The 12,501-nt window shown below is 75.3% G+C and carries 9 protein-coding genes; 2 read left to right on the top strand and 7 right to left on the bottom strand.

Annotation, left to right across the window (positions count from 1 at the left end):
• Positions 1-20: 20 nt before the first annotated feature.
• The 4 genes from BJ961_RS29000 to BJ961_RS28985 all read right to left on the bottom strand — a co-directional run bounded on the left by BJ961_RS29000 (position 21) and on the right by BJ961_RS28985 (position 4,404).
• Positions 21-1,421, bottom strand: coding sequence for an FAD-dependent monooxygenase (locus tag BJ961_RS29000; RefSeq protein WP_271415745.1), 1,401 nt, complete (start codon positions 1,419-1,421; stop codon positions 21-23).
• Entirely contained in the window at positions 1,411-2,622 is a 1,212-nt protein-coding gene (locus BJ961_RS28995; protein WP_271415744.1) for an MAB_1171c family putative transporter, read from the bottom strand. The genes BJ961_RS29000 and BJ961_RS28995 overlap by 11 nt, the downstream gene beginning before the upstream one ends.
• 70 nt (positions 2,623-2,692) lie before the next feature.
• Complete coding sequence (locus BJ961_RS28990; RefSeq protein ID WP_271415743.1) at positions 2,693-3,877, bottom strand: MAB_1171c family putative transporter; 1,185 nt, start codon at positions 3,875-3,877, stop codon at positions 2,693-2,695.
• Positions 3,874-4,404: a toxin gene (locus tag BJ961_RS28985; RefSeq protein WP_271415742.1), complete on the bottom strand. Its 531-nt coding sequence runs from the start codon at positions 4,402-4,404 to the stop codon at positions 3,874-3,876. The genes BJ961_RS28990 and BJ961_RS28985 overlap by 4 nt, the downstream gene beginning before the upstream one ends.
• Before the next feature lie 282 nt (positions 4,405-4,686).
• Between BJ961_RS28985 and arfA the strand changes: the two genes are divergently transcribed.
• Positions 4,687-6,192: an arabinosylfuranosidase ArfA gene (arfA, locus tag BJ961_RS28980; protein ID WP_271415741.1), complete on the top strand. Its 1,506-nt coding sequence runs from the start codon at positions 4,687-4,689 to the stop codon at positions 6,190-6,192.
• 13 nt (positions 6,193-6,205) lie between these two features.
• Here arfA and BJ961_RS28975 read toward each other — a convergent pair whose 3' ends face one another.
• Entirely contained in the window at positions 6,206-8,770 is a 2,565-nt protein-coding gene (locus tag BJ961_RS28975; protein WP_271417198.1) for a beta-galactosidase, read from the bottom strand.
• A gap of 279 nt (positions 8,771-9,049) precedes the next feature.
• Between BJ961_RS28975 and BJ961_RS28970 the strand changes: the two genes are divergently transcribed.
• Positions 9,050-9,556 carry an RrF2 family transcriptional regulator gene (locus BJ961_RS28970; RefSeq protein WP_271415740.1) on the top strand — a complete coding sequence of 169 codons (507 nt, stop codon included), beginning with the start codon at positions 9,050-9,052 and terminating at the stop codon, positions 9,554-9,556.
• Between the two features lie 19 nt (positions 9,557-9,575).
• On the opposite strand, the gene BJ961_RS28965 is transcribed toward BJ961_RS28970, so the two are convergent.
• Positions 9,576-11,138 carry a substrate-binding domain-containing protein gene (locus tag BJ961_RS28965; RefSeq protein WP_271415739.1) on the bottom strand — a complete coding sequence of 521 codons (1,563 nt, stop codon included), beginning with the start codon at positions 11,136-11,138 and terminating at the stop codon, positions 9,576-9,578.
• 89 nt (positions 11,139-11,227) lie between these two features.
• Positions 11,228-12,439: a helix-turn-helix domain-containing protein gene (locus BJ961_RS28960; protein ID WP_271415738.1), complete on the bottom strand. Its 1,212-nt coding sequence runs from the start codon at positions 12,437-12,439 to the stop codon at positions 11,228-11,230.
• Positions 12,440-12,501 lie beyond the last annotated feature (62 nt).

Genomic DNA, 12,501 nt, shown 5'->3' with positions numbered 1-12,501 from the left:
TCGGCGCCGTCCGGCCGCGCTCACACCCCCGTGCGGTCGAGACCGGTGAGCACCTCGCGCTCGGCCGGGGTCAGGGGCGGGCCGGTCAGCAGCGGCAGCGGGGGGCCGGTGAGGGCCGCCAGGACCGCGGCGGGGTGGAACACACGGGTCGGCGGCGTGCGCATGCTGGTGACGTCCCAGAGCGCCGACGCCGCCGCGAAGGAGCCGGTGGCCGCCCTCGTCATGCGCCGCGTGTACGCCGTCACCGCCCGGTCGGCGACGCCCGGCCGCCCACCGCGCACCCCGGGGTAGAGGACGTCCTGGCCGACGGCCACCGACCAGGCCGCGTCCACCGGGCGTGCCGCGCCCCGCAGCACCCGCCGGGCGAGACCGGGCGCGTCGGGACCGCCGGCCCGCTCCAGCTCGCGGGCGAGGACGCGGGCGCCGAACGCGGCCACCGACATGCCCTGCCCGTAGGCCGGGTTGAAGGTGCCGAGCGCGTCGCCGAGGACCACGAGGCCCTCCGGCCACTTCCGTGCCTTGTCCACGTAGTGCCGCACGTTGCTGGTCGAGCGGCTCAGACGCACGTCGGTGAGCGGCTCGGCGCCGGAGACCAGCCGGCCGACGATCGGGTCGGGCAGGTCGAGCGTGTACCGCAGGAAGCCGTCCGGGTCGGCGGGCGGCTCACCGCCGCGCGTGCCGCCGCAGCTCACCAGCCAGCGGCCCCCCTCGACCGGCATGACCATGGCGCTCCGCCCCGGCCGCGACACGTACGGATCGGCGTGCACGACCGTCAGCGGGAACCGCTCCGCCCCGGCCGGTACCCGGTACAGGCGCGACGCGTTGACCAGACCCGAGTCCACGGTCCGCGTCCGGACGCCGGACAGCCCGAGCCCGTCCAGCCACGGGACGATCCGCGTACCGCGCCCGCTGGCGTCGACGACCAGGTCGGCGTCGAGGACCGCCTCGCCGTCGGGCCCCGAGACCCGCACGCCCCGCACCCGCTCCGGGGACCCGGCCAGTGCGACCACGGCCGCCCTGCGCACCTCGACCCGCGTGTGTCCGAGCACCGCGGCCCGCACCGTCCAGTCCAGCAGCGCCCGGGTGCAGGTGAGCATGGTGGGCCCCTCGCGCCGCCACCTGCGCAGCCAGCCCTCGGGGGTGAGGGCCAGCATGCCCGAGCTGAGGGACACCTCGTGCGCCCCGGCGGCGAGCAGCGCCGCACGCAGGCGCGCGCCCGGCACCGTCTCCTCCATGGCGCTCAGCCCGCCGGCCATCAGCAGGTGCGCGTGCCGTCCCTGCGGCAGCCCCCGGCGCGGACGGGGCCCGTCGGGCAGCTCGTCGCGGTCCACCACGACGACCTCCACGCCCGCCCGGGCCAGCACGGCCGCGGCCAGCATGCCGGCCAGTCCGGCGCCGACGACGACAGCTCTACGCGACATGGGGCTCCTCGGGTTCGGAAACGGTACCGGTCAGGGAGGACGGACGCGCGCCGCCGGACGCGGTGCCCCGGCCCGGCGGACGGCGCAGTGCCTGGGCCAGCTCCACCAGGCCGCTCGGGCCGGGCACCTCGGTGGCGTGCAGGCGGTAGCTGCCGGCGGTGTCGGGCGGTTCCTCGCGGGCCGCGGCCCGGCGCGCGGCGTCGGCGAGCATCGCCGCCTCCGCCGCCAGCCGGGCCGCGTGCGCGGAGCGGCCCGCGCCCAGGGCCGCGTCCCGCACCCGGGTGCGCAGGTCGTGGTCGAAGTACGGCGCCAGGGTGAGCAGGGCGTCGTGTATGGAGACCTCGCGCCACTGGAGCCGGGCCCGGGGGAGCTGCCACCAGGAGGCGGGCGGCTTCGGCGCGGTGGAGACCGACCGCACCAGCGACCACAGCGGATCCAGCCGCCGGTAGTCGTCCAGTCCCCGCCAGTGGGCGAGCACGGGCGGCAGCAGCCGGGGCAGCACGAACCCGGCGGAACACAGCAGCGCGGCCAGCGAGGCCATCGGCGGGGCCACCGTGGTGGACAGGAAGTCGAGGTCGTGCCCGGCCCAGCGCGCCACGACGGCCGTGTACTTGGTGAGCTGGAACCCCACCACGTCCAGCAGCGCGCCCAGCAGGATGAGCCGCAGCCCGGCCCGCAGCAGACCGCCCACCTCACGGCCCCACTTGACGCAGACGGCGCACATCACCAGCATCGCCGCGCTGTGCCCGAGCAGGTACAGCAGGATCATCTCCCGCATGAACGGCGTACCGGCGTAGTACGTGTCGAGGTCGGTCAGCCGCTCGGTGTCCGCGTCGGCGAGCAGGAACAGCACGACGACGGCGGCCACCAGCAGACCGTAGGCGGCCATGCTCCGCAGCACCATCCGCCGCACCAGCGGCCGCGGCCCGCCGCGCCAGTTGATCAGCAGCACCAGCACCGCGCAGCTGTACGCGGAGAGCATGCCGTACGTCAGCGGCGCCCCGAAGTTGGGCACTCCGGTGAGGTCGTTGACCGTGCGCAGGGTGGCCGGGGCGGCGCACACGAAGACCAGGGCGCCGAGGAGGACCGCCGCGCAGGTGGACAGGGTCAGCGGATCGCGCATGGCGGTGCGGGGGCGGCGGAACAGCAGCACGGAGGTCATGCCGAACACCAGGGCCGCCAGGTAGACGACGAGACTCACGCCGGACCACTCCTCTCGTGCGGGGCCGCCCCGCCGGGGCCCCGCCGGTCGCCCGTGCGGCGGGGCCCCGTCACGCGGTGCCCGCCGTACTCGTCCCGCTCGGCACGGCCGGGGCGGCCGGTACGCGTACGGCGTCCGCGAACACGTCGGAGATCCGCGCCAGGTCGGCCGGGTCCGGGGACGGAGCGGGCAGCGGCCCGGCGCCGGGGGCCGACGGCGCCGCCCGCCCCGGGCCGGCCTCGTGCCGGAGCGCGTCGGTGATCACCGCGGCCCAGGCCCGCGCCCCGGCCAGGGCCGGGTCGCCCGTCGCCGTCAGCGCGTCGGCGCGGGTGCGGTCGTACAGGTCCCGGTCGGCGTACGCCTCCAGGTGGCTCAGCGCGTTGTGGATGCTGGTCCGGCGCCACATCAGGAGGGTTTCGGGCGAGGCCAACCGCGGGCGCGGCAGCCGCAGCGCCCGCCGGACGAGCAGGTCGTCGAGCGCCCGCTCCAGCGGCTCCAGCCGGGCGTACGCCCGTACCGCCCGCCGCCGCCCGGCCAGCCGCGGCGCCACCAGCGGCACGAGCACCCCGACGACCGTCACCAGCGCGCCGAGGCCCGCGGCGGCCGGGGAGACGGTGGTGCCGAGACGCGACCAGTCACGCCCGGACCAGCGGGCGCCCACCGCGACGAGCTTGGTGACGCTGTACCCGGCGCCGCACAGCGAACCGGTCCCCAGCAGCAGCAGTCCCGCCCGCAGTCCGCCGCGCACCCGCCGGGCCCAGCGCAGCGCCGACACCGTCGTGACACTCGCCGCGGTGAGGTGGGCGAGCAGGTACAGCACGATCATCTGGGCGAGGTACGGGGTCGTCGCGTAGTAGGTGTCCAGGTCGGTGCGGCGTTCCGCGGGCGCGTCGCCGAGCGCGAAGGCCACCGCGATGCCCAGGACCACGGCGGCGTAGGCGAGTGTCCACCGGCGGGCGGTGCGCCGCACCCGGGGTCCGCCGCGCCAGTGGACGACGAGGACCTGGGAGGCGGCGCAGTAGCCGGTGATGGCCGCGTAGGTGAGCGGAGCCGCGAGGTTGGGCACGCCGCTCAGCCGGTTGACGGCGCCGACCGTGGGCGGCGCCCCGAGCAGGAAGCAGAGCCCGGCCAGCCCCAGGACCGCGCAGATCGCCCGCAGATACGGATCGTGCCGGTGCCGCAGCAGGTCGGGGGCGCGCACCGCGAGGCCGAGCCACAGGGCGCCGCAACTCGCGTAGTTGATCACGCTGTTCATCTGGTCGTCCCGCGGTAGTTGAGCGCGGCCCCGATGCGCCCGGCGAGGTCCCGGGGGCTCTCCGGGCCGCCGCCCTCCGCGGCGAACACCGAGTCGGTGGAGGCGTCCAGCCACACGCGCAGCCGACTGCCCATCAGCATGCCGAAGCGGTCCGCCTCCTGCTCCTCGGCCAGGGAGAAGTCGGTGCGCGCGGCCACCGGCCGCGGACCGCCGGCGTCCCCGGCGCCCGCTTCCGCCGCCGCCCGGCGGTTCATGTGCCACACCTCGTGGCAGAGGATCACGATCTGGTGCCACACTGCGGCGCGTTCGTCCACCACCACGTCGTCGTGGCTCTCGCGCTCCAGCCACAGGCCGCTCGCGGTGTGCGGCGGGAAGGCCGCCCGGTGCACGACCACCTCGCGTCCCCGCCACGCGCCGACGGAGGCCACGAGTGCCTCGAACAGCACCTCGGGATCGGCCGGCACGGTCACCCGGATGGGGTCGATGAGGGCGTCAGCGAGGCGACGCATCTCCTTCCTGGTCCGCACCGTCGTCTCCTCGTTCCCCCGGCCGCCGTTCGGTCACCAGTGCAATATGCCAAGAGGGTTGCCGTCCCGGCCAGTTCCCGGGGCCGCCCGGTGCCGCGGCCCCCCGGTTTCCGGAGAGTCCTGCCGGAGTTCCTGCCCGAACCATTGACGCGCAAGCGCCGCACACCTACGTTTCCCGTCCGAAGTCACGGGCGCCGTCCGGAATTTCGGACAACATGTCGCCCGCACGGGCCTGGCCGGCCAGTGGAGCGCCCCGCAGGACGCCCCCGTCGAAAGGAACAGATGCGCGCCGCCCGCTTCACCCTCGACCCCGCCTTCACCGTCGGCGAAGTCAACCCCCGTCTCTTCGGCTCCTTCGTCGAACACCTCGGTCGCTGCGTGTACACCGGCGTCTTCGAACCCGGCCACCCCGCGGCGGACGCCGAGGGCCTGCGCCAGGACGTGCTGGAACTCGTCCGGGAACTCGGCGTCACCGCCGTCCGCTACCCCGGCGGCAACTTCGTCTCCGGCCACAGGTGGGAGGACTCGGTCGGCCCGCTGCGGGACCGCCCGCGCCGCCTCGACCTCGCCTGGCGCTCCACCGAGACCAACCGCTTCGGCCTGTCCGAGTACATCGCCTTCCTCAAGAAGATCGGCCCGCAGGCCGAGCCGATGATCGCCGTCAACCTCGGCACCCGGGGCGTGGCGGAGGCCCTCGCACTCCAGGAGTACGCCAACCACCCCGCCGGCACGGCGCTCTCCGACCTGCGCGCCGAGCACGGCGACAAGGACCCCTTCGGCATCCGGCTGTGGTGCCTCGGCAACGAGATGGACGGCCCCTGGCAGACCGGCCACAAGACCGCCGAGGAGTACGGCCGCGTCGCCGCCGAGACCGCCCGCGCCATGCGCCGGATCGACCCGGACGTCGAACTGGTCGCCTGCGGTTCGTCGAGCCGGGCGATGGATACCTTCGCCGCCTGGGAGGCGACCGTCCTCCAGGAGACCTACGACCTGGTCGACCACATCTCCCTGCACGCCTACTACGAACCCCACGACGGGGACGTCGACTCCTTCCTCGCCTCCGCCGTCGACATGGAGTCGTTCATCGAGAGCGTCGTCGCCACCTGCGACCACGTCGGCGCCCGACTCAAGTCGACGAAGCGGATCGACCTCTCCTTCGACGAGTGGAACGTCTGGTACATGTCCAAGGCGCAGGCCGAGGTCAGCGCCCTGGACTGGCCCGAGGCGCCCCGCCTCCTGGAGGACAACTACAGCGTCCTGGACGCCGTCGTCCTCGGCTCGCTCCTGATCGCCCTGCTGAGGCACGCCGACCGCGTCACCGTCGCCTGCCTCGCCCAGCTCGTCAACGTCATCGCCCCGATCATGACCGAGCCGGGCGGCCCGGCCTGGCGCCAGACGACGTTCTTCCCCTTCTCCCAGGCCTCCCGGTACGGCCGCGGCGAGGTCCTCGACGTCCGCGTGGACTCACCGACGTACGGGACGGCGAAGTACGGCGAGGCCGACCTGCTGCACGCCACCGCCGTGCGCGCCGAGGACGGCTCGGTCACCGTCTTCGCCGTCAACCGCTCCCGCACCGGGGCCCTCCCGCTGGAGGTCGCCCTCAGCGGCCTCCACCTGACGGACATCGTCGAGCACAGCGCCCTCGCGGACGCCGACCCCGACGCCCGCAACACCCTCGCCGACCCCGAGCGCGTCGCCCCGCACCCGGTGGACGGCACCGCGCTGAGCGGCGGCAGGCTCACCGCCGCCCTGGAGCCGCTGTCCTGGAACGTGATCCGGCTGCGCTGAGCGACCGCCCGGGTCAGCGCGCCCCGGGGGAGGGGACGGGCTCCACCGGCACCCCTCCGGCCGCGCTGCCCAGCGCCTCCAGGCGCACCGCGCCGGGCCCCGGCGCGCTCTCGCCGTCGGACAGCACCGCCAGGGCCAGGGTGTTGGCGGCGGCACGGGTGCGCAGGACGCCGTTCGGCAGCACGAAGGTGTGCGGGGCGCCGCCACCGACGTACTCGCCCAGGTTCCAGCCGTTCAGGAAGACCTGGACGCGCGAGGCGCGGCCCGGGCCGTCGTCGAGGAGCAGCCCGACCGAGGCGTCCACCTCCGGCGGGACGTCCAGCCGGAACCCGGTCCGGTACCAGGTCACGCCCTGGCGCCGGTCCCCGCGGGACGGCGACGACACCGGCTCCCAGCCGCCGTCGTCGTAGCCGGGCAGGTGCCAGCCGTGGCGCTCCCCGTACAGCCCGCCGTTGTTGAGCGGCCCGCGCACGGGGTCGGCGGCGGCCGCGCCCATGATCCGCCAGCTCACCCGGGGCGAGGCGCCCTCGAACCGGGCCGCCGTCAGCCCGCGGGCCGCGCGGGGGTCCTCCTGGGCGTGCTGGGTGCGCCGGACCAGGACGGAGAGCACGGCCGCGGTGTCCTCGCCGCGCCGCTCGCCCAGCGCCTCGCGCACCGCCGCCGGAAGCCGGAGGTCCGCCGTGCCCGTCCAGGTGCCCTTCCCGTCCCCGTCGTCCCCGTCCCCCGGCCGGTGCGTGCCCAGCGGCTCCCCGTCCAGCCAGGCCATCAGCAGCCCGTGCGCGCCCGTGCTGTACGACAGGGACACCGACTCCAGGCCGGCGGCGCCGGTGAGCCGGCCCCGGTACCAGACGTCGCCGTAGTGGAAGCCGTAGTCGTCGGCGAAGAGCACCGGCTGCCCGTCGGGGACCGGTGTCGTACTCGCGGACGTGCGCCGGTCGGCGGCCGTCCAGCCCTCGTCGCCGTACTCGGGCCGGGACTCGAAGTTCTCGGTCCGCTGCCGCCAGCCGTCCAGCGCGGGCAGCTCCGGACCGGCCGCGCCGGGCAGCGGCCACACGGTCATCAGGCTCAGGGCGCGGCCCAGGCCCGACTGCACCGCCTCGCCGTTCCAGGTGACGTCGGTGATGCCGGGCGGCGCCCACACCTCCAGTTCGCGCTCGTCGACGGTGTCGCCGGTCAGCCGGATCACGGCACCGTCGAGGGCGGCCTCGCGCAGCAGCTCGGGGCCCCGCACCAGGACGCGGCCCGACGGGGTCTCGTACGGCCACAGCCGCAGGGAGGCGGCGTCGTCGGCGACGATCAGCAGCAGGGTGCGGTCGGTCTCGCCGCTGCGCACCCGCACCCGGGTCAGCCGGTCCTCCTTCAGCGGCACCGACACGTGCAGCCTGCCGTCGTCGAAGGCCCAGGCCGCCTCCTCGTCCAGCCGGGTCGGCCACGGCTCGTTCGGGCAGTCGAGGACCACGTGCGCCATCTCCCCGGCCCGGCCCACGAACGCGGCGACGTCCAGCCGCCCGACGCTCATCGTCAGCATGGGCTGCACGGTGGCGTGGGCGAGCTTCCGGCCCGCGCCCAGGTGCAGCCCCGTGGCGAACAGCTTCGCGTCCCGGGCGGGGACCGCGACCTCCACGTCGGTCCCGCCCATCGGCAGCGTCGAGGTGACGTCGGCGGCGGAGTCGTTGCGCACGACGTACGCGTGGGCGCCGGTGTCCGGGTTGGCCAGATGCCGCACCCGCAGGCGGGCGTCCGCGGCCCGGACCGCCGGCGCCCCGGTCATCCGTGTGAAGTCCGGAACGTGGCGCAGCAGGTGCCCGAGCTGGTGGAGCGGGGCGAGCTTGTCCGTCGGCCGGCGTGCCTCGTCGATCGCCGCCGTGGGGTCGTACGTCGGCGACGGCGCGGACGGCGCGGGCAGCCACCCCCAGGAGGTGCCGCCGAACGCCATGTGGACGTTGTGCAGCGTGCTGCCCCGTGCCAGCCGGGCGAGGTGGAGCCGCCGCGCCTCGGCGGCGTCCCGGGTCCGCTCCGGCTCCTCCCAGGCGAGCGGGGCGCCCGCGTGGAGCAGGGGCACCTCGATGCCGTCGGCGCGGAGCCTGGTGCGCAGGTGGTCCAGGTCGGCGCGTTCGGGGGTGTCGGCCCGGTAGAGCAGGACCGTGCCGGTGCCCCGGGTGAACTGGTGGCGGGCGACGACGGCGTTGACCCGGCTCAGCCACTCGTCGGCGTGCCGCAGGTACGCCGGGTCGGCGGCCCCGGCCCCGGCCCCGACGGTCGTCAGCCAGCCGGGCAGGCCCCCGGCGTCCACGTCCGCGCCGATGTACGGGCCGGGGTGCAGCACGACGTACAGCGCGCACTCGGCGGCCGTGCGCAGGAACAGGTCGAGGTCGCGGACGCCGGAGAAGTCGTACACGCCGGGCGCGGGGGAGTGCTGGTTCCAGGCGAGGCGGACGCTGACCGCGTTGTGGCCGTACGCCCGCATCTTCTGCAGCACGTCCCGCCACAGGGAGGGGCTCGGCAGCCGGAAGGGGTGCAGCTCGCCCGACCACAGCGCCAGCCGCCTGCCGTCCACCAGCAGGGAGTGCCGGTCCATGGCGACCTGGTGGCGCACCCCGTCGGCGGCGGGCGGCCCGGGCGGCGGCCCGGTGGGCACGGGGCCGGGAGCACCGGAGGCGGGCAGCGCCGCGCTGCTCACGCTGCCGCCCAGCGCGAGACCGAGGACGGTGGTGCCCGCGAGGGCGCTGAACGCTCGTCTGCTGAACCCGCTGTGCTCCAAGGGAGCCTCTCCTGTTGCCTGTGCCTCCGGTCCCGTCGCCGTGCGCGGGACCGCCCGTGCCGGGCCATTGTCCCAGCGGACGCCACAATGGTCGGCATGAGGATCTCGGCGCGTGCGGACTACGCGGTACGGGCGGTAGTGGAACTGGCCGTGCGGCAGGGCCGTTCCCAGGTCGGTTCCCCGGAGGGTTCGCAGGCCGGCTGCCCGGCCGGTGCCCCGGTCAGGGCGGAGGACGTGGCCGCCGCACAGGACATTCCGCACAAATTCCTGGAGGGGATCCTCGGGGACCTCAGGCGCGGCGGCGTCGTCGAGAGCCGGCGCGGCGGGGGCGGCGGCTACCGGCTGGCGCGCGAGGCGACGGGCATCACGGTGGCGGACGTCATCCGGGCGGTGGACGGCCCGATCGTCTCGGTGCGCGGGGAACGGCCGACGGGCCTGGTGTACACGGGCACGGCGGGGCCCCTGCTGCCGCTGTGGGTGGCGCTGCGCGCCAATGTGCGCGAGATCCTGGAGGGCGTGACGATCGCCGACCTCGCGGCGGACGCCCTGCCGGACCCGGTACGGCGGCTCGCGGCGGAACCGGCCGCCTGGGAGAACCCGTAGCCGCGGGCCCCGCGAGGGCTCACCTCCCGTCCGGCCGGCACAGCAGCGGCTCGTCCAGCTCGGCGCAGGGGCGGTGGCCCTGGGAGCGGATGACGTCCTTGCCGACCTCGTCGGCGAGGTAGCGCAGGAAGCCCGCGGCGATCGAGTCGGCCGGCGGTTCGCCGTAGGTGTAGGCGATCTCGGTCTCCCAGTAGGGGTACGCGCCCTGGTCGGCGCCCTCCAGCGTCGCCGGGAAGCCGTCGATGCGGACCTGCCGCACCCCCCGGTGGGCGGCCGCGGCGCCGACCTCGCTGTGCCCGAGCGCGCCGGGGACCGAGGCGACGGTGTCCAGCAGGACCGGGGTGTCGGCGACCTCGCAGCGTCCGGCCCGGCCGGTGTCCAGGCTCCGGCAGTCGTTCGCCGTGACCGCGGGCAGCGGCCGGTCGTCCAGCACCCGCCGCTGCAGGGCGGTGCGGGTGCCGGAGCCCGGGTTGCGGCTGACGAGCCGGACGGGCAGGTCGTCGCCGCCGACCTGCCGCCAGTTGGTGATCCGCCCCGCGTAGAGGTCCCTGACCTGCCGCAGGGAGAGGTCCCGGACGCCGGTGTCCGGGTTCACCACCAGCGTGAACAGGGACAGGGCGACGGGCCTGGGCAGCAGCCGAGGGCGGCCGTCGGACTTCGGCCCGTCGCTGAACGCCAGCCGGTCGCCCAGCCCCGCACCGTCCGCCGGGGCGGCCGCGTCCCCGGCCGCGGCCAGCGTGTCCAGCCCCGGGACACTGCCCTCGAAGGAGCCGTCGGACAGCGGGATCCGCGCGTTCGGACAGGTCTTCGTGTACTGCTCGGCGGCCAGTTCCAGGACCGGCCGGAACGCGGTGGAACCCGACAGGCGCAGGGTCCCGGCGGCGCAGTCCAGCGGCGCGGCCGCGGCCTCCTCGCCCCGCGCGAACGTGGACACCGACTGGGCGACGCTCACCAGGACGAGGACGGCGAGCAGCCAGCGGACCGGCCGGGAGGCGAACGGGGAGTACTCGGTCTTCCTGGCGGTCCCGCCCCGCACCCCGCCGACGACGCCCGCGGTGACCTCCGGATCGGGGAACTCGGTGTCGTCGAACCCCGCCTCGCGGTCCAGGACCGCCAGCACCTTGTAGTGGGCCCGGCGGTTGAGTATCACCTTGGGCAGCCTGATCACGCCGTCGGTGGCGGCGAATCCCGGCCGGTCGGGCGTGAAGAAGCTGCGCGGCACGTTCCGGCTGCGCTCCGTCACGGCCATGCCGACGACCCGCCGGCCCGGGAAGGCGATGCTGACGCCCACCGGATCGGTGGCGGGCGCCACGTAGTCGCTCTCCACGATCGGGGACCAGCCCGCGTTCTCGATCCGCAGCAGCACCACGGACGGGTCGGTCAGCGTCCTGCCGTCCCACTGCATCCGCTGGAACACCCGGGTCTCGGGCCCCGAGGTCGACGAGTCCCGGACGGTGGTGTCCATCTGGACGCGGTAGCCGAGCCGCTTGCGCCCGGCGAGGAAGAACTCCCACAGCGCGGCGGTCACCGGCACGGCGAGGCCGAGCACGGCGATGACCGACTCCCACGAAACACCCTTCACGCGGCCCATGGTGGCGGCAGCGGGACACGGCCGGGGGCGGGAGCGCCGACCGTCCGCCAGGAGTTCACCGGTGCGTCATCCGCGGCGGGTCACGTCGCGTCGTCGTGGCCGCGCAGGTGCAGCGAGCGCAGGGCCACCTCGATGGCGAAGCGGTGGTCGGGGTCGGCGAGCCGGTCGCCCAGGTAGGCGTCCAGCGTCCGCAGCCGGTAGCGGACGGTCTGGGCGTGCACGCCCAGCACCTCGCCGACCTGCTCCGCGGGCGCCCGGGTGGAGACGTGGACGCGGAGGGTCTCCACGAGCCGGTCGCGCCGCCTGGCGGGCAGGTCGTCGAGCGGGGCCAGTTCACGGGCCGCGACACGGTCCACGAGGGCGGAGTCGGACAGCAGCCACAGCGTCGTCAGGTGGTCCTCGCAGCGGATCAGCGGGGCGTCGGTGATGACATCGTCGTCAACGAGCTGGAGGATCCGGCGGGCCCAGCGGACGGAGTCGGCGGCCTGTTCGAGCGGGACGGTCAGGCCCACCGCGGCGCGGGTGCCGGCCAGGGCCGTGCGGATCATGTCGAGGCGGGCGGGGGTGAGATCCCCGGGGACCAGCAGATGCGGCTGCGGGATGTCCAGGTCGGCGAGGACGTCGCGGTCGAGCCCCAGCTGGATGTGTTCCGGCACCGGAGGGCGCAGGGCGACGAGGAAGCACGACCGGGGCAGTTCCCAGGCGGCGGCCTTGCACAGCTCCGAGACGGTCGTCCGGGGCAGCGGGGAGGAGGCCAGGAGGAAGTGCAGTAACTGTCTTCGTAACGCGGACTCCTCGGAGGCCGCGCGCTCGCGCACCTCCGCGTACCCCTCGCGGGTGATCGCCTCCAGCTCCTCGACGTAGGCGAAGAGGGCGTCGGCGAAGGCGAGGATGAGGGTGGGGGAGAGGCTGTACTGCCGTCCCAGTGTCTTGGCCCGGCGCAGGGCGATGCGGGCGCCGAGCCGGTAGGCGCCCTGGAGCACCTCCAGGTCGCGGCCCTCGTAGGCCTCCACCCGGCCGAACCTGCGCAGCAGTTCGTCCCGCAGCTCGGAGCTGCTGGAGGGGTCGGCCACCCGGTCCACGAAGGCGGTCAGCGCCTGCTCGACGCCCTGGCGGATCGCGTCGCCGTCCGGGCCGTTGAGCAGCCTGCCGTAGACCGGGTAGGTGCGGGTGACCTCGGTCCGTATCTCGTTGAGCAGTCCCGGAAGCAGCGGTCGCATGAAGGCGGCGAACTTCTTGGGGAGCGGGTCGAGCGGTTCACCGAGCACCGAGGGACGCGCGATTGAGGGCATGAGTGATCCCTTGCCGTCGACATGTCCGGTGGGGTGGCCGGCCGGGCCCCGCCCGCGACGGG

This window comes from Streptomyces lienomycini (assembly GCF_027947595.1).
GTDB classification, from domain to species: domain Bacteria; phylum Actinomycetota; class Actinomycetes; order Streptomycetales; family Streptomycetaceae; genus Streptomyces; species Streptomyces lienomycini.
The sequence above is the reverse complement of the archived record's forward strand: the minus strand, read 5'-3'. Positions and strand labels throughout refer to the sequence as shown.

Coding starts and splice junctions, on each gene's coding strand:
- BJ961_RS29000 (WP_271415745.1), bottom strand. CDS start 1,421: ATGTCGCGTAGAGCTGTCGTCGTCGGCGCCGGACTGGCCGGCATGCTG.
- BJ961_RS28990 (WP_271415743.1), bottom strand. CDS start 3,877: ATGAACAGCGTGATCAACTACGCGAGTTGCGGCGCCCTGTGGCTCGGC.
- BJ961_RS28970 (WP_271415740.1), top strand. CDS start 9,050: ATGAGGATCTCGGCGCGTGCGGACTACGCGGTACGGGCGGTAGTGGAA.
- BJ961_RS28960 (WP_271415738.1), bottom strand. CDS start 12,439: ATGCCCTCAATCGCGCGTCCCTCGGTGCTCGGTGAACCGCTCGACCCG.
- arfA (WP_271415741.1), top strand. CDS start 4,687: ATGCGCGCCGCCCGCTTCACCCTCGACCCCGCCTTCACCGTCGGCGAA.
- BJ961_RS28975 (WP_271417198.1), bottom strand. CDS start 8,770: ATGGACCGGCACTCCCTGCTGGTGGACGGCAGGCGGCTGGCGCTGTGG.